Source organism: Sphingomonas sp. UYP23, assembly GCF_054059235.1.
Window position 1 is genome coordinate 3,809,390 of the sequence record NZ_JBSSBX010000001.1, and the last position, 23,084, is coordinate 3,832,473.

The following is a 23,084-nucleotide window of genomic DNA, read 5'->3' on the forward strand; positions in this document are numbered from 1 at the left end:
ACCGCCCGCGTTCGGTGGAGCGCTGCCCAGCCTTTTCGTAAGCCAGCCAATCAGAAAGCGACCTTCACGCCGACGCGAGCCGCCGCGCGTTGATCGGCATCACCGCTCTCGGCGCTGACACCGCCGAACAGCGTGGTCGATTTCGACAGCAGAAGCTCACCACCAAGCATGGCCGTCGCGACGACGGGTGCCCGCAGCGCCCCGTCTGCGAGCAGCCCGGAGCCGCTGCCGGTCAGGCTCGCGCGTGCGGTCGGCGCACGACCGTCGACTTGATAGCGCAAGCCGACCGTCAAATAGGGCTTCACGCGCGCTGTGGTCGTCGTCACCCGGCTGAACGTCACCGCGCCGTCGACGAACGCCGCATCTTGGCGTCGCCGCGCCACGTCGAGCGCGAAGGGGCTCGCGCCCGTCTCGATCACGCGACCGCGCGTCGACCGGATCAGCGTTCCGCCGAGCGTGGGGCGGACCATCCAGCTGCTACCGAGCGGGATGGCATAATCGAGGCTCAGATCGCCGGTCCAGCCGTGCAAGTCGTAGCGTCCTGCGGCCGAGCCGCCCGGCACCGCGCGGTTCGTCACGGCATCGCCGCCATCATAGGCAACTGTCGCCTTCACCCCGAACCCTCCGCCCGACCAGCGCGCGTGGACGCCGGCGACAAGGCCATTGGCGGTGGTGCGGGCATCGAGCGTGTCGAGATGCTGGCGGCTGTCGAGATAGCCACCAAAGGCCCCGATCGACCAGTCCGCGCTGCCCCAGCCGAGCCCGCCGAGGAAGCCGTACCCGGCGGTCTGCGCCGTCGCGATGCCGCGCGCGGTATCGGCGCCGAGCGTCCGGATGCCCGACACGGCGCTTCCGAAGGTGAAGGCGCCCGGCGTTTCGCGATGGCTCGCGAACGAGTCGCTGCGGCCTGCGTCCGCCAGCGTGAGCCCGTTCTCTACCCCGATCTGCTGCGCAGACGCATAGGCTTCGGGCGTGATCCGCGCGAACGCGGCGACATTCGAACTGCCCGACGCGGTGACCAGCTGCGGGACTGCAGCGAGCAGCGCGGTGCTGGCCTGGCCATTGACCAGGACGGTGTTGAGATAGGCAATGCTGCCTTGGACCTGGGGGGTGAAGCCCTGATCGATGAGGAATTGGCCGAGCAGACTGATGCGGTCGCTCTGCTGGACGAGGAAGCCGAACAGCGATGCCGGCTTGAGGATGGTGCTGTAGCTGCCGGTGATCCCGCCGCTCGCGACGAGCAGGTCGAGCGACTTGCCCGGCGCGATCGCCTGGGTGGTGACGAGTTGCAGCGTCGCGCCATTGGCGATCGTGATCGTACCGTTGACGACCAGCTTGTCGGAGACCGCCGGCGTGATTTCGAACAGCGAGAGTGAGCCCGCGGCGAGCGCGACGTTGCCGTTGACCATCATCGTGCCCGGCGAGGCGCCCGGGCTGAGCGTGCCGGCGACCACGATGTTCCCGGTGACGGTCCCGGCGGAGCCGAAGGTCGCCGCGCTGCCGACGGTGATCGTCGGCGCGACGATCGACGAGCCGGCCAGGCCGATCAGCCGTCCGCCGCTCAGACCGATGGAGTTGAGGTTTGCGGTTCCCGAGATCGTCGCGAGACCGCCGCTCACGCGCAGCGTCTCGACATTGGCGATGGTGCCGAACGCGGCGGTGCCGCCCGACACGTCGATGCTGTCATTGCCCGTGCCGCCATCGACCGAACCCGAGAAATTGCCCGCGCTGGCGAGCCGGTTGTCGCCTGCGCCGAAGGCAAGCCGCGGCGTGGCGAGCGTCGCGTCGGGGCCGACCGTGAGGTTGCCGTCGCTTGCCACGTCGTCGAACGCGAACGCCCCGCCGGCGAGGGTCAGCGTTTTGCCGCCCTGCAGCGCGAGGCGCTCGAAGCCGGTCAGCGTCGTCGGCGCGAGCGTCGCGTCGGCTGCCAGCTCGAGCGTGGCGCTGTCGATACCCGCGCCACCGGCGACGGTGCCGATCAGCGTGCCGCCCGCGGCCAGCCGGAAGCTGTCATTGCCCGCGCCCAGATCGATGACGCCCGCCAGCGTGCCGCCGCGCGCGACCGTCAGCGACTGGTCGCCATCGCCGAAGGCGAGCGGTGCCCCCGCGCTGCCGAGAATGCCGGTCACCGTAAACGCCGGCCCGGCGAGCGCGATCGTCTCGAAACCGGTCGCGACGCCCGACAGGGTGACCGGGGTCGTCGCGGTGAAGCGCAACGTATCGGTGCCGGTGCCGCCATCGTAGCGACCGGCCGCGGTCGTGGTGCCGAGCGCCAGCGTATCGTCACCCCCGCCGAGCGCGACGAGTGCGACGTCGCCGTCCACGCTCACCTTCTCGCTCGCCGCGCTGCCGTCGATACGGCCGACGGTGAAGCCGCCGAGCGCCAGCGACAGACTTGGACCGTTCAACGCGATCAACTGGAAACTCTGGTCGAGCGTGAGCGCCAGCGTGCCGCTGCCATCGACCACGAGTTGCTCGAAGTTGGTGCGCGCGCCGATGCCGCTGCGATCACCCGCCAGCGCGACGCGGTAGAGGTCGGTGCCCGCGCCGCCGTCGACGCCGCCCACCGCGACGCTGCCGACGCCCTCGGTATAGCTGTCGTCGCCTGCGCCCAGGCGCACCGCGCCGGCGATGCGACCGGTGTTGACGACGATGTCGTTGCCGCTACCGAGCGCTACGCCACCCGCGATCGTCCCGGCATTGCCGATCGTCACCGCGGTGTCGCCACCTGTGATGGTGGTCGTGCCGGTCGTGGCGAGCGTCTGGCCGGTCCCGACCAGCAGCGTGCCGCCCTGCAGCCCAATCGTATCGACGCCGAAGCTGCCCGAATAGCCGACGGTGCCGGCTCCGGTCTGGGTGAAGCGCTCGAAGTTGACGAGCTGACTGCCCGCGATGCTGCCGTTGCCCGTTGCGTCGAGCACGAACGAATCGGTGCCGGCGCCGCCATCGACGACGCCGTTCAGGGTCGCGGTTGCGCGGTGGATGAAGGTATCGTCGCCCCCGCCGAGCATAACCGAACCGGTGATCGTGCCGCGGTTCGTGATACTGTCGGCGCGGTCCGACAGCGCGATGCCCCCGTCGATGATCCCAGTATTGACGAGCGTAAGCGCGACGTCCTGCGCGCTGATCGCGGCGCGCGACGTGCCGGTCGCGGAGATCGTGCCCGTGTTGACGACGCTTGCCGCCGCATTCGGCGCGCCGGCACCGGACAGCAGCAAGGCGATGGCCGCGGCATTGCCGGTGCCGGTCGTCGTTGCCGAGATGGTCCCGCTGTTGGTGACCGTGGCACTGCCAGTGCCAAGTTGCAGCTGCAGTCCAGTCGAGAACGACGTATCCGTGTCCGACAAGGTTCCGCTGTTGTTGACCGTGATGCTACCGCTTCCGCTCGAGGTGTCGAGCGCGACGCCGCCGGAGATCGTGCCGCGATTTTCGAGCGTCACCGCGCCGGTGTTGCCAAAGCTCGCAACGGCATAGCCACCGGCGGTGCCGGTGACGCTGCCCGCGTTGATGAAGCTATTGACCGGCCCTGTGAAGCCGCCCGTGATCTTCCCTTCATTGTCGAACGTGCTCAACCGGTTCGCGCTCTCCGGGATGAACGAAAACGGGGAATAGCTCAGCGCCTGGACCCCGCCCGAAAGCGTGGCCCGGTTGACGACGGTGCCGTCGCCCTTGACCTGGACTAGCCCAGTGAACGGCGTCGAGCCGGTGAGCGTTGCGACGGTGTCGGCGCCGACAGTCTGGACGAACCGGTTCTCGAAGTTGATGATCCGCGCATTGGGATCGAGCGAGATACTGCCGCTGCGGTCTAGCGAATAGCCGTACGTGTCGGTGCTACCCACCCCGCCGTCGACGGTGCCGGCTACGCCGTTGCTCGCGCCGATCTGGAGGAAAAAGTCAGAGCCATAGCCTATACCGAAGAGCACGTTGCCACTGACCGTGCCGCCATCGGCGATGAACAGCGCGCTGCCGTAGCTAGAGGCAGCGGCACTCACGTCACCGATGATCGTCCCGCGGTTGATCACAGTGGCGTCATTCATGGAGACCGCTTGAGTCGCGCCGCTGATCGTCCCGGTCGCCTCGTTGATGAGCAACGTACTATAGTCGAGCAGAACCCCGGTCGAAAGTCGGCTCTGGATCGTTCCGCTGTTGACGATCGTGCTTCTCCCGAAGACGCCGGAAACGGCGGTCTGATCGACGCGAATCGTGCCCCGGTTGTCGAGCGTTCTGACGGATAGGACACCGCTTCCGCCCGATCCGGCGGTGTCGCTGATCGTGCCGGTATTGACGACGGCGTAGGCGATGTAGATCGCGGTGCCGCCGACCATCGAGATCGTGCCGCTATTGGTGACGCTGCCGCCATGGAATATGCCGTAGGCAGGATAATAGGAGCCCGCGGCGTTGGTGACAGCGATCGTCCCGGCGTTGGTGAAGCTGGCAGTGCCGGCATCGACCGCGGCGATGATCGAGGAGTTGTACGACGAGCCCGCCGCGAGCGACAATGTTCCCAAGTTGGTGATCGACAGCGCCTGGGTTGAGCCGCCGCCGAAGCCGCTCAGCAGATCGGTCGTGGCGATCGTTGCATCGATCAGGGTCCGGTTGCTCGTGCTGATCGCCCCGTTCAACGTGACCGTCCCGTTGCCGGTCAAGCCGATCGCGGAGGTAAGCGGGGCCTGCGCGGTGAGCGTCAGCGCGGCCTTGTTGTCGAGTTCGAAGGCGAGCGCTTCGAAACCGATTGGCAGCGCCAGGGCGGCGGAGGCGTTCGCGTTGACGCGGTAGCGCAGCGTGTCATATCCCGCGCCCGCATCGACCCCGCCGGTCGCACCGGCAAGCGGCCGCCCCGACGCCGTATTCAGGTTGACGACGAGCTGATCGTCTCCGGCGCCGAGACGGATCGCGCCGTTAACGGTGCCGCCATTGTCGATAAAGAGGTCGTTGGACGAATCGTATTGCGTGCCCGGCACGAAATTGACCGCCCCGTTGATCGTGCCGGCATTGAGGACCCGTGCGCCTTGTCCCGCATTGGCGACCGCGCCGTTCAAAATTCCACCGACTGCGTTCGACAGGATCCCGGAATAGCCGAGCGTGACACTGCTCGTGCCGCCGGTGATCGCGCCGGAATTGACCAGCGTCCCATTCGAGATGGTGACCCCGGTCGTCGCCCCGATGATGCTGCCGCTATTCGTGGATTGCGAGGCATTGGACTGATCGTTGATCGTGGCGGCGACGGCGCCTGTCGAGCGGATCGTGCCGCTATTCACCAGCGACCCGGAAAAGGTGCTAGCCCCGGTCCCGGCGGCGGTGATCGTCCCGCTGTTGGTCACCTTGCTGTAGGCCTGTACCCCCGAGCCCCCGAGCGCGGTAATCGATCCCGTATTGGTGACGATTGCGGGCGTTGCGACAGCGAACGTGCTGGTGTTGGCGAGCGTCGCCGTGATCGCGCCCTGATTGAGGAACGTCAGCCCATAGGTGCTGTTTGCCGTGATCGCCGGGCCGGTGGTGGTGAGCGTCGCGGTGTTGATCACGCTTCCCGTCCCGCTCAGCGCGAGGCCGCCGCTGGTCGCAAAACCCGGGGCAAGCGTGACGGCGGCATTATTGCTCAGGTCCAGACCAAGCCGTTCGAAATTGCGGGGCAACGCAACTGCCGAAAGCGTCGTGTTGCCGGCCACGCTGTAGGCCAAGGTGTCGAAGCCGGCGCCGCCGTCGATCGTTCCGGAGATCGATCCGACCCGCCCGGTTGCGACGTCATATTGCACGCGTAATGTGTCGTCGCCTGCACCCAGCGCGACGTTCCCGTTGATCGTTCCAGAGCGCGTGTCGATCGTGCTGCTCGAACCCGCGGCGGCGGTCGACACCACCGAGCCGTTGATCGTGCCGGCGTTGGTGAGCGTGATCGCGCCTGCCGCCGTGATCGCGGTGCCGTTGCTGCCGATCGTTCCGCCGGTGGCATTGGTCAGCGAAAGCGCGCCCCCCGACTGGAGGGCGGCACCCGTGCCGTCGTTGCGGATGGTTCCGGAATTGGTCACCGACAGATAGCTCGTGGACGACGCAGTGCTCAGCGTCGCGGCGGTGCTGCGCGACACGATCAGGCCGGTATTGGAGGTGTTTCCGTATCCTTGCGCGCCGGACGCGGCGATGGCGGCGTTCGCCCCGCCGTCGATCGTACCGGTGTTGCTCACCAGCGAAATCGCGCCCGAAAGCCCGCCGATCGATCCGCCGACCGCGTTCGACACGGTGAGGCGACCGGTGTCGCCGAGATTGGCGACGACCGCCGGTCCTGCCGTGCCGGTCAAGGTTCCTGCATTGCTGAGCGAGACGGTTACAAAGCTGCTGGTATTCCCGGCGGGGAGTTGCGCCAGCAGCGCCTGCGATCCGGTGACGACGCCGCCCTTGGCGACCGAAACGTCGACGGCTGCAGACGGGAAGGAGGTCTGCGTCGAGCCGGGCGCGCAATAGCTCACCGTCGCGCCAGCATAGGGATCGCACGGGCCGGTCGTGGCGGGGCCGGGGGTGATCAGGATCCCCGGCTTGCTCGCGCCATCGACGCGTCCGAGCACGCTGATCGAGGAACTGGTCGCCGTGCTCAGGATCGCGGCGGGAGCGCTTCCTGCCAGCACCGTTGCCTGGTTGGCGACAATGAGTCGCGTCTGTGCGGTCGAGACGGTGATACCGTTGGTGTCGGTTCCGGTACAGGTGGTCGTCCCGTTTACGACGGTCGGATCAGGGGTGCATTGCGCCGCGGCGGGGGTCGCGGTTGCCGCCGCGATCGCAGCAACGCTTCCGCCGAGCGCGAGCGTCCAAGGACGCAGTCGCGCCGATCGTTGTGTAACGGTTTGCACTGGAACCCCTTTTTGCGACATCCTGCCCCGGACGTCACGTCGACGATATCGGCGGAGCGTCGCGTTTGTCCATACGATTACTTAATCCATGATTATTTTGGGGGTTGCTGATCGCGCGAAGGCGTCAGCTTGATCTGGGTACGGCGGTTGATTCCTACGGCCGGTATCGCGATCCTGTCGGCAAGCTCATCTGCGGCAGCAACGCGATCCACCAGTGCCGCCGCTGTTCTGGCATTTAAAACGGCTTTCAGGCCTTGATAGCGTCCGAGGATCACTCGTAACGTGATTCCGCTGGTGTCGGCGCAAGCGCCATCGCTGGACAGACGGACCGCGATCCGGGCGCGGCCTCCACATTGCGGTCTCGGCCCAAGGCGGCGCGGCGAGCCACCGACCGGAGCCAGATGGTCGAACGCGCCCGCCTCCGCGATGGTCGGCGCCTCGACCGTTCGACCTGGCTGATTTGAGCGTATCCCGCACTTCGCGCAACACGTGCTCCGCTTGAGCGCAGCGCAACGCTTGGCGGGGCGGCGGCAACGGCACCTGACGGCCGCCGAGTGTCGGCATTGGCGTGGCTGTACCGATCGCGGCAGCACCATCCAAATCTGGAGGTCGACGCTGATCGCATATTGCTCGGAAATGGAAACTTATCGTTGTTCCCCGGCGTCAGGCCGCGCGTCGGTCTGACGCTGGTGCTCATCGCGGAGGATCGGTGGTGATATAATACCGTGGGCGGACCGCCACGACGCTGAAACCGATTCAACATCCTGGGCGGGAATGGCCTTTTTGCCCGCCGATCCGAGGCAGCTGTGCCTTCCGCACCGTGCACAGCGCTAGAATTTCTTCGTGATTTGTCCGCGCAACCGTCCCGAAGTCTCACCCGCCGCCCCGCGGAGCCCGAGCTCGAGATCGAACCCCCAATCGCTTGGCAACGCCCACCGACTGCCAAGCGACAGCGTGAAGACATCGCGCCGCCACCCGATGGTCGAAATCCCATACTGCGAGGGGTCGAGAATATCGGCATAGTCGAGCTGCTGAACCGAACTGCCATTGAATTCGTGCTGCCACTCGCCCCTGATTTGCGGCGCCACCGATCCGAACGACAGTTTCTGGACGATGCCGATCCGCCCGCCCAGGACGCTCGACAGCGAACTGACCTGACGTTCGTCAAAGCGGAGATTGAGCCGACCGGCACCGGCTTCGACATATCTGGCAAGTGTGGCATCGAGCCATTGGAGATTGCCATAGACCGACCACAGCAGCGCGCCCGAGTCGCGATCGACCCCGGCGGATAGGGCGCCGAACCACATGGATCCGTCGCGCTCGCCAGTCGCAAACCCGTTGCCGACCACGCGGCGAGTCGAGAAATTCAGTGCGCCATACCCGAAGACACCATCGACGAAGACGCCCTGCATAGGCAGTGCGCTGCCATAGGCGGCGATTGCTCTGGTATCTGCGCGGACACGTCCGGCCGTGCCGTTGATCTCGCTCAGATCGGTGCCATAGCCTCCGCCGACACCCAACGTCACGGCGTCGCCGATCCGCATATCGACACCGCCGCTGAGCCCCGCCGTCGTCGCGGTGATCTTGCTCCGTCGTGTCGTTGCGTCGCGCGTACCAATGTCGAGTGCGCCGCCGGTCCACAAAGCGAGTCCACCGACGGGACGGCCGTCCGATCCTTCAGCGACCGCACCAAAGGCAGGCGCGGCATTCGAACGGACGCTGTCGGGACCGATGCCCTGTGCCCCGTTCCTCAGCCCGGCGCGGCCGCCCCCGGCGATACTGCCGTTGCCCCAGTTCCCGTTACCCCAGTTCTCGCCACCTTGGTCTCCGAAGGCAGAAAAGCCGTCCCCTTCATCGCTTCTGCTCGCATTTCCGCCGCTGAACCGATCAAGCACATCAAGCTCGCCCGCGTCGAAGCGGTTGTCGAACGTCCTGCGCCGACCTTCGCGGGAATTGAACCTGAAGCCAAGCGGATCGCTGCGCCCGGACGATGGCCTGTGCAATTGTTCGGTGCGGCGCATAAAATTGCCGATCTGCGCCTGTGCAAAGCGACGTGTCGTTTCGGACTGCGCGTCGCTGATCGCGCGGACGGTCGGGTCGGCCGACGGATCCGGGCGGGCGGTTACCGTTACCGTTACGATCGCAGGTTCCGAGGTGCCGGAGGCGTTGGTCAGCGTGTACCCAATCGCGATCGTGCCGCCAAAGCGGGGCTTTGCCGTCACGCTAAGTTGATAGGTTCGGGTGCCGACAGGCCCCGCCTCGATTACCGCGGTCGTGGCGGACTCGGCTGGTGAGACCGATACGAGCGCTGCGCCGGTGAAGGGGCCTTCCGTGGCATCGCTGGTCAAGTCGACAAGCTCCGTTTGACCGTCGCCGACAGCGGCTTTTTTCGGGCGCGCGGTTGGGCGGGTGCCAATGACGGTCAGGGACACGGTCGCCGGCGCCGAGCGCCCGCCGGGGCCCACCGCGACGAACTGGAACGTATCGGTACCGACATAACCCAGGCGCGGCGTATAGACCGCGATGATCGGCGTCGCGACGAATTGAAGAGACGCTGCCGCGACTACGGATAGCCCTGACGACGCGGCTGAGCTGGCGGTCAGCACAATCGTGCCGTTTTGCGGGGCTTGCGAGATCTCGATCGTCGAGAACACGCCGGCCACCAGATTCGACAGGTTGATCGCGGCGCCTTGTGCGTCGACCGTCTTCGTCACCGGCACCGACTGCGCCAAGGGCGTCGTGATCGGCGGCGCAGGAGTTGCTATCGTCAATTGCACCGTGGCGGCTGGCGAGGTGCCACCCGGGCCCGTTGCGGTCACGGTAAAGCTGTCGGGCCCGAAATAGCCGACCGTCGGCGCATAGGTAATGACGGTGCCGGAGAGTGTCGCCGTGCCATGCGATGGCGCGCTGGCAATCGCTAGGCTCGTGAAAGCGCCCGACACCGATGTCGCGAGATCGATTGGTGTCCCGGTGCTGTCGTACCCAATCGTCACCCCGCTTCGATCGGCGACAATGGGCGCACTGGCGCTGACCGTGAAGCTGCGCTGAACTTGCGGGGCTGCGGCCACGTCGGCGTTACCCGGCTGATCGGCGTTGATCGTGCAGGCGCCGGTGGCGAGCAGCGTGACGCTGCTGCCGGCGACCGTGCAGACGCTGGTCGTTGCCGAGCTGAATGCGACCGCCAGCCCAGAAGACGCGGTCGCCGCCAGCGTCAGCGGCGAGGCCGACAGCGAGGTGTTCGAGAGCGGGCTGAAGCTGATCGTCTGGGTGCCCTGCGCGATGCTGCCCGAGACCGTCGCGCCGGTCGCGGTTGCCGGCACACCCTGGCTGTCGCTCGCCTGGATCACATAGCTGAACGCGCCAGCGCTGGTCGGCACGCCGGTGACGGTGCCCGTGCTCGCGCCGAGTGTCGTTCCCGCCGGGAGAGCGCCGCTCGCCAGCGTATAGCTGTACGGTGCGGTGCCGCCGCTTGCGGGGTTGGCCTGGCTGTAACTGCCGCCGACGCTTGCGCCCGATACGCCGCCCGGGGTCACCGACAGGCTCGCCGGGGTGACGGTGAAGCTGCGCTGGACCTGCGCGGCGGCGGCCACGTCGGCGTTACCCGGTTGATCGGCGTTGATCGTGCAGGTGCCGGTGGTGAGAAGCGTGACGCTGCTGCCGGCAACGGTGCAGACCGCCGATGTCGCCGAGGTGAACGCGACCGCCAGCCCCGAAGATGCGGTTGCCGCCAGCGTCAGCGGCGAGGCCGAGAGCGAGGCGTTGGAGAGGGGGCTGAAGCTGATCGTCTGTGTGCCTCGCGCGATGCTGCCCGAGACCGTTGCGCCGGTGGCGGTTGCGGGTACGCCCTGGCTGTCACTCGCCTGGATCGTATAGCTGAACGCGCCGGCGCTGGTCGGCACGCCTGTGACGCTGCCCGTGCTCGCGCCAAGCGTCGTGCCCGTGGGTAGCGAGCCTGCGGCGAGCGCGTAGCTGTACGGTGCGGTGCCGCCCGAGGCGGGGTTGGCCTGGCTGTAACTGCCGCCGACGCTCGCGCCCGACACGGCACCGGGAGTCACCGACAGGCTCGCCGGGGTGACGGTGAAGCTGCGCTGGACCTGCGGCGCGGCGGCCACGTCGGCGTTACCCGGCTGGTCGGCGTTGATCGTGCAGGTGCCCGTGGTGAGCAGCGTGACGCTAATGCCGGCAACGGTGCAGACCGCCGATGTCGCCGAGCTAAACGCGACCGCCAGCCCAGAAGACGCGGTCGCCGCCAGCGTCGGCGGCGAGGCCGACAGCGACGCGTTGGAGAGGGGGCTAAAGCTGATCGTCTGGGTGCCTTGGGCGATGCTGCCCGAGACCGTCGCGCCGGTCGCGGTCGCTGGCACACCCTGGCTGTCGCTCACTTGGATCGCATAGCTGAACGCGCCGGCGCTGGTCGGCACGCCGGTGACGGTGCCCGTGCTCGCGCCAAGCGTTGCTCCCGCCGGGAGAGCGCCGCTCGCCAGCGTATAGCTGTACGGTGCGGTGCCGCCGGCCGCGGGATTGGCCTGGCTGTAGCTCCCGCCGACGCTTGCGCCCGACACGGCACCGGGGGTCACCGACAGGCTCGCCGGGGTGACGGTGAAGCTGCGCTGGACCTGCGGCGCTGCGGCCACGTCGGCGTTACCCGGCTGGTCGGCGTTGATCGTGCAGGTGCCCGGGGTAAGCAGCGTGACGCTACTGCCGGCGACCGTGCAGACGCCGGTCGTTGCCGAGCTGAATACGACCGCGAGCCCCGACGATGCGGTCGCCGCCAGCGTCAGCGGCGAGGCCGACAGCGATGCGTTGGAGAGGGGGCTGAGGCTGATCGTTTGAGTGCCTTGGGCGATGCTGCCCGAGACCGTCGCGCCGGTCGCGGTTGCGGGCACACCCTGGCTGTCGCTCGCCTGGATCGCATAGCTGAACGCGCCTGCGCTGGTCGGCACGCCGGTGACGGTGCCCGTGCTCGCGCCGAGCGTCGTGCCGGCCGGGAGAGCGCCGCTCGCCAACGTATAGCTGTACGGTGCGGTTCCGCCGCTGGCGGGGTTGGCCTGGCTGTAACTGCCGCCGACGCTCGCGCCCGACACGGCACCGGGAGTCACCGACAGGCTCGCCGGGGTGACGGTGAAGCTGCGCTGGACCTGCGCGGCGGCGGCCACGTCGGCGTTACCCGGTTGATCGGCGTTAACCGTGCAGCTGCCCGTGGCGAGCAGCGTGACGCTGCTGCCGGCAACTGTGCAGACCGCGGTGGTCACCGACGTGAATGCGACCGCCAGACCCGACGATGCGGTCGCCGCCAGCGTCAGCGGCGATGCCGACAGCGAGACGTTGGAGAGGGAGCTGAAGCTGATCGTCTGAGTGCCTTGCGCGATGCTGCCCGAGACCGTTGCGCCGGTCGCGGTTGCGGGCACACCCTAGCTGTCGCTCGCCTGGATCGTATAGCTGAACGCGCCGGCGCTGGTCGGCACGCCTGTGACGCTGCCCGTGCTCGCGCCAAGCGTCGTTCCCGCCGGGAGAGCGCCGCTCGCCAGCGTATAGCTGTACGGTGCGGTGCCGCCCGAGGCGTGGTTGGCCTGGCTGTAACTGCCGCCGACGCTCGCGCCCGACACGGCACCGGGAGTCACCGACAGGCTCGCCGGAGTTGCCGTGAAGCTGCGCTGGACCTGCGGCGCGGCGGCCACGTCGGCGTTGCCGGGCTGGTCGGCGTTGATCGTGCAGGTGCCCGTGGTGAGCAGCGTGACGCTGCTGCCGGCGACCGTGCAGACGCCGGTCGTTGCCGAGCTGAACGCGACCGCCAGGCCCGACGATGCGGTCGCGGCCAGCGTCAGCGGCGAGGCCGACAGCGATGCGTTGGAGAGGGGGCTGAAGCTGATCGTCTGGGTGCCTTGCGCGATGCTGCCCGAGACCGTCGCGCCGGTCGCGGTTGCGGGCACACCCTGGCTGTCGCTCGCCTGGATCGCATAGCTGAACGCACCGGCGCTGGTCGGCACGCCGGTGACGGTGCCGGTGCTCGCGCCAAGCGTCGTTCCCGCCGGGAGAGCGCCGCTCGCCAGCGTATAGCTGTACGGTGCGGTGCCGCCCGAGGCGGGGTTGGCCTGGCTGTAACTGCCGCCGACGCTCGCGCCCGACACGGCACCGGGAGTCACCGACAGGCTCGCCGGGGTGACGGTGAAGCTGCGCTGGACCTGCGCGGCGGCGGCCACGTCGGCGTTACCCGGTTGATCGGCGTTGATCGTGCAGGTGCCGGTGGTGAGCAGCGTGACGCTGCTGCCGGCGACCGTGCAGACGCCGGTCGTGGCCGAGGTGAATGCGACCGCCAGACCCGACGATGCGGTCGCCGCCAGCGTCAGCGGCGAGGCCGAGAGCGATGCGTTCGCGAGCGCGGCAAAGCTGATCGTCTGGCTCGCTTGCGCGATGGTCAGCTGGAATGTCTTTGCCGATGTCTGTGCGGTCGGAGTGGCGGCGTCGCTGGCGGTGACGGTGAAGGTCGTCGCGGCCAGCGCGGTGCCCGGCGTGCCGGTCAGTTCGCCCGTGGTCGTGTTGAAGGACAGCCCGGTCGGCAGCGTCCCACCCGACAGCGCAAAGCCGTAGGGCGTGGTGCCGCCGCTGGCGGTGACGGGCGTGACCGCGGTCAGCGCGGTGCCCACCGTGCCCGCCACGCTCGCGACGGCCTGGGTCGTCTGGAGCGGGGTTGGGGTGACGGTCAGCGTGGCGCTTGCGGTGGTGCCGCTCAGGGCTGTCGGACCGGTGGCGGAGATCGCGCCGGTCGTCAGCGGGTAGCTCGCGGCGCCGCCGGACGGGGTGACCGTCGCCGTCACGGTGCAGGTTCCGCCCGCGGCGAGGCTTGCGCCCGACAGCGCGAACGCCGTGCTTGTCGCGCTCAGCGTTCCCGAGCAGGTCGTTCCGCTGCCCGAAAGCGTCAGTCCCGCGGGCAGCGTCGATGCGGCGAGCGCCACGCCGCTCAGCGCGGTGCCGGCGTTGCCGTTGGTCAGCGTGACCGTCAGCGTCGCATTCTGCGCGGTCGTGATCGAGCCGGGGCTGAACGCCGCCGCCACCGTTGGCGCCGAAACATAGACGAGCTGATCGGCCGCCGAGGTGGCGGAGGCGACGCTGCCCGTCGTCACCACCACGTCGTACACGCCCGCGCTGCGGGCGGGGGCGGTGGCGGTACAACTCGTCGCGGACCCACAGCTGACCGCCGTCGCGGGCGTGCCGCCGACGCTGACGCTGGTACTGCCGGGCACGAAATTCGTGCCGGAGATCGTGATCGACCCCGGCGCCGCTGCGACCAGCGCCGCCGGACTGACGCCGGTCACGGTCGGCGCGGCATAGGTGAACTGGTTGCCGGCCGCTGTGAGGCTGGTGCCCCCGGTGCCCGTCGCGGTGACGTTGACGACACCCGCCGCCGTCGCCGCCGGGGCTGTCGCGGTGATCGACGTGGTGCTGTTGACGGTGAAACCGGTGGCGGCGACCGCGCCGAACGTGACCGCGGTGATGCCGGTGAAGCCGGTGCCGCTGAGCGTCACCGACGTACCGCCGCCGACCGGGCCGCCGGTCGGGTTGAGCGACGTTACCGTCGGCCCCGCGCTGAACGGGGTACATGACACCGTCCAGCTGATCGTCGCCGTCGTGCCCGCATTCTGCTGCGTATCGTACAGAAAGATATCGGTGATATTGGCCGGGAGCGTGACGGATCCCGATCCGCTCGTCGTGACATCGCCGGCGGACGAGACGTTCGTACTGGTGCCGACGAAGGCGAAGGAGGCCGCATTGCCGCCCGCGGCGTTGGTCGGCCGGTAATAGGCATGGACGCCGCCATTGGGATTCGAAATCGTGTAGCTGTAATTGATGACGTCGCCCGCGGTGAACTGCTGCGTCGTCAATCCTGCACTGACGGCGCGCGTGACGACCTGGAACGTCGAATCCGACACGGTCGCGGTATGGCTGAGCGTGCCGTTGTTGACCGCCGTGCAACCGTTCGACGCGCTCGCTGGCGTTGCGCCGAATCCGGCCGCGGCAGCGATGGCGGCGATGGCGAACGTGGTTGCCGACATCCGTCCACGGCGAGGCCCGCGGTGCGTCCCGCCAACCACGCCCGCTCCGATCTCCGTCGCGCTGGTCCGCACATGCGGCCGACCACGCAGCGCGCGGGCAAACATCGTCGACGCTGACCAACGCTCCCGCACGCGCGCCGCGATCATCATGCCACGAGCCCCTCCCGTTCGACGCCGACGGACAGTCCGTCGATCGTCCCCCTCCCGAACCGCGACGTGATGCGCGCCCGTACCAAACCGACTTCCCGCCTGAGATCATGCGCTGTCGCTTATACCGACAGTCTAATGACGCTCGACGCGTACGCATTACTCAACTGCTCTTTCAATCATAGACGATGACGCGGAAAAATCGCCATGAGATTTTGATAAATCGGTCCTACGCCTTCCCTTCGGCGTCTGATAGCGATTTTTCGTTTACTACCCTGGGGAGTAATCAATAATATCCCATGAATGAAAGTAAAATTATTCAAAACGAGATCAATAATATACTATATGAGAGTTTGGTCCCGACGGACTTAGAATCGAAATATAACTTTCGAGATAATCGCATTGGTTATATAGGTATATGGCAGTCAATTTATGAAACCGACATCAAACTCTGAAGGCTTTAGCTAAAAAGCCAGGATGACACCTTCGAAGGCGTCTTGTCAGGTCGTGGAAGAGATGCGAGATTTACGCGTCGGGCGTAGGTGGCGAGTCCGGCGGCACCGATCTCCGCTACCCGTCGCACGCAGGGGACATCACGATGGCAGATCCATTCATGGGCCAGATCATGCAGGTCGGCTTCAACTTCGCGCCGATTGGCTGGGCCCTCGCGCAAGGGTCATTGATGGCGATTTCGCAGAATGCGGCGCTGTATACATTGCTCGGGGTAACGTTTGGCGGCGACGGCCAGCAGACGTTCGGGCTCCCTGATACACGCGGCCGGGTGATGCTGGGCGTCGGCACCGGACCCGGCTTCCAACCGATCGCCTGGGGGGAAAAGGCCGGCAACGCCACTGTGACGATCCTGCCCGCGAACATGCCCGCACACACGCATCCCGCAACCTTCGTCGGCCAGCAGGGCACGACGACGGCGAGCGGGTCGTTGCAAGCGGTCCAGGTTCCGCTGGCCGGCTCGACGCAGCAGACCGAGTCACCCATGACGGGCGACCGGCTGGGAACGACCTACGATACCAGCGGCAATGGCAGCACGATCACGCTCTATGCGCCTGCCAGCGCGGCCGGCACGCCGGTCAATCTCGGCGGACTGAGCGTTGCGGGCGGGCCGTTCACGCCGCAGGGCTCGGTGACCGTGGGGTCGGCGGGTGGCACTGTGCCAACCAATGTCCTCAATCCCTATGTCGGCGTCTATACGATCATCGCGACGCAGGGCATCTTTCCAACGCGTCCCTAGCCGAACACCGCCTGATACAGCCGAGGATGGCCAGGCTTCGGCTGTAGCTGGCTGATGTAGATGTCGTGCGGGCCGTTCCTGCCGCAATCCATCGCATAGGTCTCATCAAGCAGAAGCACCGACTCGGGCGATTCGAAGATGAGGATGAAGGGCTCGCGAAAATCGTTGAGAAGATGCGGCTTGCGATCGATCCTCAGCAGAGTGATCTCCACTGGCGCCGGCACTGTCGCTAGTCGTACGGATCGGCCCAGCCAGGGCGTGAAATCCTCGGGCGTCGGCAGATACATGATCTTATGCTCCCCATGCGCGGTGCGCATCGTCATCCTTAGGTCTTGATACTCGGGCATGCTACCGCATGATGCAAAGGACGCAACCATCTCGAAAGCCGTCGCCGCGCCGCTGCCGCCCTTTCCCGCGTCGCGCCGGGCACCGCCGGCCTTGCCGCCTGCACTGGTCGCGGCCGGGGTGGGCCTGCGCGCCGCGCGCCGCGCCGATCTTCCGTTTCTGCAGGCGCTGTACCGGGCGTTGCGGGCACCGGACTTTGCGCTCGCGCCGTGGAGCCAGGCCGAACGCGAGGCGGTGATCCGGGACCAGTTCGCATTGCAGCACGGCCACCTGATGCGCGAACACCCGCGCGCCGATTACTGGATCGTGGAACGCCGCGTGGATGCATCCGAGGATGCGTCTGGTCCCGACGCGGCGATACCCATCGGCCGTTATTATCTCGATCGTCACGGCAGCGTGTGGCGCGCGATGGATTATGGGATTCCTGCCGGGCAAGCGCGGCTTTGGCGGCGCGCTGCTCAACTGGACGAAGGTCTGCGCGATGGCGGCCAGCGCGCAAGGATTCGACCTGCACGTGGCGCACGACAATGTCCGGGCGCGGACGTTGTACCTGCGGCTGGGCTTTCGCGACGCTGATCCGCCGCTCGATTTCCATCAGCGGATGATCTGGCTGGCGGCGCACGGGGGGGATGGACGGCGGCTCGACACGTAGCCGGTTCGCGATGGCAAAGCGTTCGAAGTTGGGCAATCGGGGCTTCGGGGGGGGGGCGACGGGAAGCGGCCTGGCTGGCTCGCCGCTCCTCGGTCCGGATATCCTCCGAACGGGGCGAACGGCGGGGTGGAGCCGCCACATCCCGACGAGCGCCGCGCCGCTCGCCTTCCAGAACGGCGCCCGCAGCTCGGGCATCATCGTGATCCGGACCTTTCGCGGCGTCTCGCTCGAGATCGAGGCGAGGCGTGCTGGCCAAGGCATCGCGCAGGAAGGGATAGGACCGATCGGGGTGCGTGCCGCCCGGCCATGTGGCGGCCGCTGTCACCAGACGTTCGAGGTCGGCGCAATGGCGACCGGGCGGCAAGGGGCGCCAACCGCCAGGAAGGCGCGGCTCAAGCCGGGCAGGTGAAACGCCAGGGCGAACGGCGCCTTCCGGGGCTACGCGCCGGTGGGATCGTCGAATGCGACGGGCGTCCAGCGGAGGCGGTCGATCAGCACGCGCAGGGCAGGCGTGACCTGCCGGCTCGGGTAATAGAGATAGCAACCCGGAAAGCGCGGGCACCAGGCGTCGAGCACCTGGATCAGTCGGCCGTCGGCAATCTCCGTGGCGACATCGTGTTCGAGCATATAGCCTAGGCCAGCACCGGCACGGACTGCGGCGGCCGCCAGCAGCTCGTCGTTCACGATAAGCTGCCCGCCCGGGCGGAACCGGATGTCGCGGCCCGCGTGTTCGAACTCCCACGGCAGCAGCCCCCCGCCGCCGAGAAGCCGATAGTTGATGCAGTTATGGCCTTCCAGATCGGCGGGCGCTGCGGGGCGGGGGCGGGTCGCGAAATAATCGGGAGTGCCGACCACCAGCGTGCGCAGCGTGGGGCCGACCGGCACCGCCACCATGTCGCGATCGACCGTCTCGCCAAGCCGGATACCAGCGTCGAAGCCGCCTGCCACAAGGTCTACCAGCCGGTCTTCGACGATGACCTCGACCGAGATGTCGGGGTGCTCGCGCAGGAACCGCGGCAAAACCGGCGCCAGCACCGTGCGCGCAGCGTAGCCGAAGGTGGTCAGCCGGATTGCACCCGAGGGCACGCCGTGCCAGTCGGCGAGCGCCGAGAGACCCCGCGCGAGCTCGGCGAGCGCCGGGTCGAGCGAGCGCAACAGGCGTTCTCCCGCCGCGGTCGGGGCGACACTGCGGGTGGTCCGTGCCAGCAGCCGCACCCCCAGCCGTGCCTCCAGGCTGCGCATCGCATGGCTGAGCGCCGAGGGCGAAAGGCCGAGCTCTGCCGCGGCGCGGGTGAAGCTGCGCGCACGCGCGACCGCCGCAAAGGCCGCGAGGTCATCGAGGTCGCCGCGCTTCATTGCTGCATTTCCTTCACAAGGCCTTGCCGGGAATGATGGCTTATGCCGCGCGCAGCAAGGCGTATCTTCGGATGAGACTTTCCACGGAGATACAGCAATGACGCTCACGACCTATCGCACGCTCGGCCGCTCCGGCCTGGCGGTCAGCCCGCTCGCGCTCGGCACAATGACCTTCGGCGCCGGGCGCTGGGGTACCGATGAAGCGACCTCACGATCGATCTTCGATGGCTATGTCGAGGCTGGCGGCAATTTCGCCGATACCGCGGACGTCTATTCGGGCGGGCGGAGTGAGGAAATGCTCGGGCGCTTCATCGCGGAGCGGGGAAACCGCGATCGAGTGGTGATCGCCACCAAATCGGGTTTTCCGCGAACCGAGGGCACGCCGCTCGCCGGTGGCAATTCCGCGCGCAACATCCGCGACGGAATCGAGGGATCGCTGCGCCGGCTCGGCACGGACTTCATCGATCTGTATTGGACGCATGTCTGGGACCGCACGACCCCAGCGGAGGAAGTGCTGCGCGCGCTGAGCGATGCGGTACGGCGCGGCGATATCCTGTATTACGGCTTCTCCAATGCGCCGGCATGGTACGCCGCGCAGATCGCGACGCTGGCCCGCGTGCACGGCTTGCCCGAGCCCATCGGCCTGCAATATTCCTACTCGCTGATCGATCGCGGGGTCGAACTCGATGTGCTGCCTGCCGGACAGGCGCTCGGGCTGGGGCTGGTCGCCTGGAGCCCTTTGGCGGCCGGCATGCTGACCGGCAAATATGGCCGCGAGAAGATCGCCGATGCCGGACCGGCCGGTAGCCTGCCCAACCGCGCCGGCGAGCCGACGGCGAGCGGCAGCGACGGCCGGCTGAACGGCGACAATCCCTTTGGCGGAATGCTGTTCACCGAGCCGAATTTCGATGGGGTGGACGTGTTGCGGTCCGTCGCGTCCGAGATCGGCCGACCCATGGCGCAGGTCGCGCTGGCGTCGGTCGTCGCGCGGGGCGGTGTCGCGTCGGTCCTGGTCGGCGCGACCCGGCCGGAGCAGTTGCTGGAAAACGTCGCGGCGCTCGACATTGTGTTCACCGCGGATCAACAGGCGCGCCTCGATGCGGTTGGCGCTCCGCCGATGCTCAACCCGTATTTCATTTTTACCTTGCCCCGCGCACTGATCTTCGGGGGCCGGGACATCGAACCCTGGGCGCCAACGATCGTCTGAGGGGGGCGATCAGCCGTCGCATGCTGGCTCATCCGGCGCGGCGGCAGCGCCGACTGCCGAGAGCTGGTAGACACCCGGTGTGACCCGTTCGAACCAGCCATAGACGTTGCGCAGCAGAATTGCGCCGGCATCGTCCGCGAGATGCTTGAGGTCGCGGGGGCGGACGGGACCGGACCGCATCGCGCCCGCACAGGCTAACGCCCGCTGGCGATAGGCGGTCATGATCGGCTGGCGCGTCGAGCCGCCACGCGTCGGATCGCCCTTGCGGGTGGCATGCTCCTTAAGCAGCCGCGTGCGCAGCGGAAGGTTCGCGCGAGGTTTGTATGGCCCGGGTTCGGTCGCCACGACGACGCTGCCGAGCTTGAGGTCGACCAGCAGCAAGCCCAGCCCCATCAGCCGGCACAGGCGGTGTACGCGCTTATCCTGGTCGCGGCCGCGGCGGGTGGCGATCACCGCCAGATACACCTGGTCCGCCGCGCGCAGCCGATCGACCGCCTGCAGGACGAGCTCGAGGGTGAAGGACAGCTTGAGCTCGGCAATCACGACCAGCGGCGGTTCGTCGCCGCGCACCGCGACGATATCGCAGCCGCGTATCTCGCCTTTGACGGTGAACCCCAGCGCTTCGAGGAACGCCTTGACCGGGGGATACAGGCTGGTCTCGCTCAGGCCCGCCGGCGGGGCATCGCTTGGGGGCATGTCGCTCAGCGGTCGCTGCCCCACGGGCTCGCGGTGCGCGGGACACTGCTCGCCCTCGTCGCGCCCGGATTCTGATCGAGCAGCGCGAGGGGAAGCGGTTCGTCCAGGCTGCCGCCGACAACCGACGGTGCCATCAGCAGCGCGATGTCAGCGGCCTCGTCGGCCTCGACGATCCGGTGCGCAATGTCGCGGACGACGGCCACGGTCCACGCCTGTCCCGCGGCAAGCGCGAGCTTGTGCCCGATCGCCGGGAGCAGATCGAATTCATAATCGCCATGCTCGATCGCGGTGCTCCAGTTCGAGCCGGCATAGATACGGACGCGCATGGGAACTCCTCAACACTGCGAGATATGCAAGCCGTCCTACTGCCCGGTCGCGGCTATGGTGCAAGCGATTTTCCGCCGTTCCGGGTTCCGATCGGCGTGCGTGCGACCGACCCGGTCCAGACTGTCCGGTTGGTCACCCGGGAAAAGACTGCCGGACCGCAGGCAGACGGGCTATGACCCTGCTGTCCCGCCACGGAGATCGCCATGCGCTTTGTACAAATCGAGATTCTGCCAGCCGGCAAGGCGCTCGTCGACATCGACAAGCTCACCCATGCCGTCCCGCAGGAGAACGGCAGCCGCCTCTATCTCGGGTCGCAGTTTCTCGACGTTCCGCACTCGCTGCAAGACCTGGAGAACGTGCTCGCCGGCCGGGATCGCTCGGATAATGGCGATCATGGATCGGCCGGCTTTGGGGTTTAGCCGTACGCCTGCGGCCGGTTTCGCACACCGTGAAGTCGTCGAGCGCGGCTTTCGCCGCAGCACTTTCGGGGACGCTGGACGGCGCGACGGTGAGTGCCGGCCGTGTGGGATCGACGCTGCGCGCCAGCGGAAGGTCCGCGACGATGGCCGCGCTGTCCGCGGGGTCAGGCCGCGGATGGACCACGCACCATCTCTGTTCGGTAGTTTTCAATACTCTAATGGTGCGGACGGCGGGACTCGAACAGTACCACCCAAATCCCCGCAGATTACCGTGCTTTAGACCCCATAGGCCTGCCACCATTTGGCCCGTCCCTTGTACCTCTTTTCGCCGTGTGTAAGCAAGCCACTACCGAGCGAAATGACCGCTTCGGAACCCTGGGGGCCCTACCTTGACCAACCTCGTGTCCGCACTGCCTGCTTTCTCCATGCCCTTGGCGCTCCTTGACGGCGCAGCAGGTTACAACATGGGCGATGGCCTGTTTGCGATCGACCAGCGCGACGACGGAACGGGCGAGATGCACCGGGTCATCGTGGCCGAAGAGAACCGCGAGGCCTTGCTGGCCTGGGAGGGCAGGGCAGGCATCGAAGGCTTGATACTGGACGACCTCCGGGCCGCCTGCGTCGGCGATGACCTCTGGGCCCTCGACCAGCTCGACCACTCCACCGGGGACTGGCAGCGCGTTGTGGTGACGCGGGGCGACCTAGAGGCCATGCGACCTCCCGCCGTTCCACTTCGTCCGCAAGGTGCCTCAAAGCCTCGCTGAAACTCGAAGGCATGGGGAAACCGCCAGGACGATCGGCCACTGCGGCTGTCTCGCGGGCACTTTCAGTCAAGAGGTAACCACCAGTCTTCCGAATGGACGGCGGGACCTCACGGGTCACCCAGTCCTGGAAGGCACGAGCGATCCCCTTATCGGAACGCATAATGAGTTTATAGAGGCCGCTCTCACTCAGAAGAGTATGGCGGTTTTCCGTGGCGACAAAGAGGCCTCCCCTGTCAGATATGGGGGCATCCCCCCGGCTACCCTTCATTGTAACGCACATCTCGTCCGCCGCGAGCTTCTGCGTATGTGGGTTCGTGCCCTTCGTCATCCCGAGGCCCAAAGCCCGGCACACGTCCCCAGCTACGAACCACGGGTCACCCGCGATCATGACGTGGCGGACCTTGTGTCCCTGGAAGCTCAGCGGGGCGATGGTGGCAGGTGACCGCAGGGCCGGGAGGATCGCAGCGCCGTATCGGTTCGTCCGAAAGCTTTTGGGCGGCAAACGCCTAATTGGTGCCGTTCGGCGCCGATCTATCGATGCCTGAAAGCCGTCATCATCGACATTGCGAAAAGTGGTGGCGTCTGCGTTAAAGCCGACGAAATGGTCCCGATTATGCGAGAAAACGTCCCGTGAATGAAACGCCCGACACCCGTCCAGCCCTGATCACAGCGATTATGAACGCCATGGTGGATGCTATGAAAGATGCCGATGGACATTCTGCATTTGAGCCGGCCGAGGCGTGCAGGGCTCTATCGGCGTGTACCGCACTGATCCTCGAGTCCAGCCCGGCGATCAAAACATCGAAGGACATGCGCCTGGCGAGTGAATCCGTAGCGAGGGAAGTGCGGATGCAGCTTCGACAATGGCGTGAGGTTCACGAGGTGACAGGCCAGCGAGCATGGTATGCTGCGATGGGCACAGCGGAGTAGGCACCGTGCGGAAGGTCGACTTTCTTATAGCTATTTCCGGAAGCCGCCATTCCGCTAGCCACCACAATCAGACATTCTCGTATTGTCTCTGCTGGAAAAAAGAAG

General features: G+C 67.1%; 16 protein-coding genes and 1 pseudogene. 7 read left to right on the forward strand and 10 right to left on the reverse strand.

Translation table 11 applies throughout. The features are described 5' to 3' along the window. Window positions 1-50: 50 nt before the first annotated feature. From ACVWYO_RS18815 to ACVWYO_RS18830, 4 genes are all read right to left on the reverse strand, one after another. The gene (locus tag ACVWYO_RS18815) at window positions 51-6,836 is read right to left on the reverse strand and encodes an autotransporter outer membrane beta-barrel domain-containing protein (protein WP_457353398.1); all 6,786 of its coding nucleotides are present in this window, start codon (window positions 6,834-6,836) and stop codon (window positions 51-53) included. 92 nt (window positions 6,837-6,928) lie between these two features. Continuing rightward, window positions 6,929-7,111 carry a hypothetical protein gene (locus tag ACVWYO_RS18820; protein ID WP_457353400.1) on the reverse strand — a complete coding sequence of 61 codons (183 nt, stop codon included), beginning with the start codon at window positions 7,109-7,111 and terminating at the stop codon, window positions 6,929-6,931. Window positions 7,112-7,666: 555 nt separating this feature from the next. Beyond that, window positions 7,667-12,244, reverse strand: coding sequence for an autotransporter domain-containing protein (locus ACVWYO_RS18825; protein WP_457353402.1), 4,578 nt, complete (start codon window positions 12,242-12,244; stop codon window positions 7,667-7,669). A 3-nt stretch (window positions 12,245-12,247) separates the two neighbouring features. Continuing rightward, entirely contained in the window at window positions 12,248-14,887 is a 2,640-nt protein-coding gene (locus tag ACVWYO_RS18830) for a beta strand repeat-containing protein (protein ID WP_457353404.1), read from the reverse strand. A 745-nt stretch (window positions 14,888-15,632) separates the two neighbouring features. On the opposite strand from ACVWYO_RS18830, the gene ACVWYO_RS18835 reads away from it, so the two are divergent. Then, window positions 15,633-16,283 carry a phage tail protein gene (locus ACVWYO_RS18835; RefSeq protein ID WP_457353406.1) on the forward strand — a complete coding sequence of 217 codons (651 nt, stop codon included), beginning with the start codon at window positions 15,633-15,635 and terminating at the stop codon, window positions 16,281-16,283. Here the strand turns inward: ACVWYO_RS18835 and ACVWYO_RS18840 are convergent. Together ACVWYO_RS18840 and ACVWYO_RS18845 are read right to left on the reverse strand one after the other, a co-directional pair. After that, on the reverse strand, window positions 16,280-16,606 hold the full coding sequence (locus ACVWYO_RS18840; RefSeq protein ID WP_457353408.1) for a DUF6916 family protein: 327 nt from the start codon (window positions 16,604-16,606) through the stop codon (window positions 16,280-16,282). The two genes, ACVWYO_RS18835 and ACVWYO_RS18840, sit on opposite strands and share 4 nt — an antisense overlap. Window positions 16,607-16,631: 25 nt before the next feature. Further along, window positions 16,632-17,018, reverse strand: a complete 387-nt coding sequence (locus tag ACVWYO_RS18845; protein WP_457353410.1) for a hypothetical protein — start codon at window positions 17,016-17,018, stop codon at window positions 16,632-16,634. 25 nt (window positions 17,019-17,043) lie between these two features. Between ACVWYO_RS18845 and ACVWYO_RS18850 the strand changes: the two genes are divergently transcribed. Then, window positions 17,044-17,280: a hypothetical protein gene (locus tag ACVWYO_RS18850; protein WP_457353412.1), complete on the forward strand. Its 237-nt coding sequence runs from the start codon at window positions 17,044-17,046 to the stop codon at window positions 17,278-17,280. 10 nt (window positions 17,281-17,290) lie between these two features. Then, window positions 17,291-17,689, forward strand: a complete 399-nt coding sequence (locus ACVWYO_RS18855) for a hypothetical protein (RefSeq protein WP_457353414.1) — start codon at window positions 17,291-17,293, stop codon at window positions 17,687-17,689. Between the two features lie 29 nt (window positions 17,690-17,718). Here the strand turns inward: ACVWYO_RS18855 and ACVWYO_RS18860 are convergent, their stop codons facing one another. After that, window positions 17,719-18,636, reverse strand: a complete 918-nt coding sequence (locus ACVWYO_RS18860; RefSeq protein WP_457353416.1) for a LysR substrate-binding domain-containing protein — start codon at window positions 18,634-18,636, stop codon at window positions 17,719-17,721. A gap of 97 nt (window positions 18,637-18,733) precedes the next feature. Here ACVWYO_RS18860 and ACVWYO_RS18865 point away from each other — a divergent pair, with 97 nt between their 5' ends. Further along, window positions 18,734-19,843 (forward strand): aldo/keto reductase, encoded by a 1,110-nt coding sequence (locus ACVWYO_RS18865; RefSeq protein ID WP_457353418.1) that lies wholly within the window; start codon window positions 18,734-18,736, stop codon window positions 19,841-19,843. Window positions 19,844-19,852: 9 nt separating this feature from the next. Here ACVWYO_RS18865 and ACVWYO_RS18870 read toward each other — a convergent pair whose 3' ends face one another. Both ACVWYO_RS18870 and ACVWYO_RS18875 read right to left on the reverse strand, forming a co-directional pair. Further along, the gene (locus tag ACVWYO_RS18870) at window positions 19,853-20,539 is read right to left on the reverse strand and encodes a DUF2161 family putative PD-(D/E)XK-type phosphodiesterase (protein WP_457353419.1); all 687 of its coding nucleotides are present in this window, start codon (window positions 20,537-20,539) and stop codon (window positions 19,853-19,855) included. 5 nt (window positions 20,540-20,544) lie between these two features. Then, window positions 20,545-20,865, reverse strand: coding sequence for a hypothetical protein (locus ACVWYO_RS18875; protein ID WP_457353421.1), 321 nt, complete (start codon window positions 20,863-20,865; stop codon window positions 20,545-20,547). A 204-nt stretch (window positions 20,866-21,069) separates the two neighbouring features. Here ACVWYO_RS18875 and ACVWYO_RS18880 point away from each other — a divergent pair, with 204 nt between their 5' ends. Next, the gene (locus ACVWYO_RS18880; protein WP_457353423.1) at window positions 21,070-21,285 is read left to right on the forward strand and encodes a hypothetical protein; all 216 of its coding nucleotides are present in this window, start codon (window positions 21,070-21,072) and stop codon (window positions 21,283-21,285) included. 389 nt (window positions 21,286-21,674) lie between these two features. Beyond that, the gene (locus ACVWYO_RS18885; protein WP_457355143.1) at window positions 21,675-22,049 is read left to right on the forward strand and encodes a hypothetical protein; all 375 of its coding nucleotides are present in this window, start codon (window positions 21,675-21,677) and stop codon (window positions 22,047-22,049) included. Between the two features lie 112 nt (window positions 22,050-22,161). On the opposite strand, the pseudogene ACVWYO_RS18890 reads toward ACVWYO_RS18885, so the two are convergent. Then, a pseudogene (locus ACVWYO_RS18890) lies at window positions 22,162-22,551 on the reverse strand (BRO-N domain-containing protein); the annotation flags it as partial. Between the two features lie 128 nt (window positions 22,552-22,679). Here ACVWYO_RS18890 and ACVWYO_RS18895 point away from each other — a divergent pair. Beyond that, the gene (locus ACVWYO_RS18895) at window positions 22,680-22,979 is read left to right on the forward strand and encodes a hypothetical protein (protein WP_457353425.1); all 300 of its coding nucleotides are present in this window, start codon (window positions 22,680-22,682) and stop codon (window positions 22,977-22,979) included. Window positions 22,980-23,084 lie beyond the last annotated feature (105 nt).

What these genes read in the sequence shown, in the direction of transcription:
- ACVWYO_RS18830 (WP_457353404.1), bottom strand. Translation starts at nt 14,887, where the DNA reads ATGTCGGCAACCACGTTCGCCATCGCCGCCATCGCTGCCGCGGCCGGA.
- ACVWYO_RS18835 (WP_457353406.1), top strand. Translation starts at nt 15,633, where the DNA reads ATGGCAGATCCATTCATGGGCCAGATCATGCAGGTCGGCTTCAACTTC.
- ACVWYO_RS18840 (WP_457353408.1), bottom strand. Translation starts at nt 16,606, where the DNA reads ATGACGATGCGCACCGCGCATGGGGAGCATAAGATCATGTATCTGCCG.
- ACVWYO_RS18850 (WP_457353412.1), top strand. Translation starts at nt 17,044, where the DNA reads ATGGGATTCCTGCCGGGCAAGCGCGGCTTTGGCGGCGCGCTGCTCAAC.
- ACVWYO_RS18855 (WP_457353414.1), top strand. Translation starts at nt 17,291, where the DNA reads ATGGCAAAGCGTTCGAAGTTGGGCAATCGGGGCTTCGGGGGGGGGGCG.
- ACVWYO_RS18860 (WP_457353416.1), bottom strand. Translation starts at nt 18,636, where the DNA reads ATGAAGCGCGGCGACCTCGATGACCTCGCGGCCTTTGCGGCGGTCGCG.
- ACVWYO_RS18865 (WP_457353418.1), top strand. Translation starts at nt 18,734, where the DNA reads ATGACGCTCACGACCTATCGCACGCTCGGCCGCTCCGGCCTGGCGGTC.
- ACVWYO_RS18870 (WP_457353419.1), bottom strand. Translation starts at nt 20,539, where the DNA reads ATGCCCCCAAGCGATGCCCCGCCGGCGGGCCTGAGCGAGACCAGCCTG.
- ACVWYO_RS18875 (WP_457353421.1), bottom strand. Translation starts at nt 20,865, where the DNA reads ATGCGCGTCCGTATCTATGCCGGCTCGAACTGGAGCACCGCGATCGAG.
- ACVWYO_RS18880 (WP_457353423.1), top strand. Translation starts at nt 21,070, where the DNA reads ATGCGCTTTGTACAAATCGAGATTCTGCCAGCCGGCAAGGCGCTCGTC.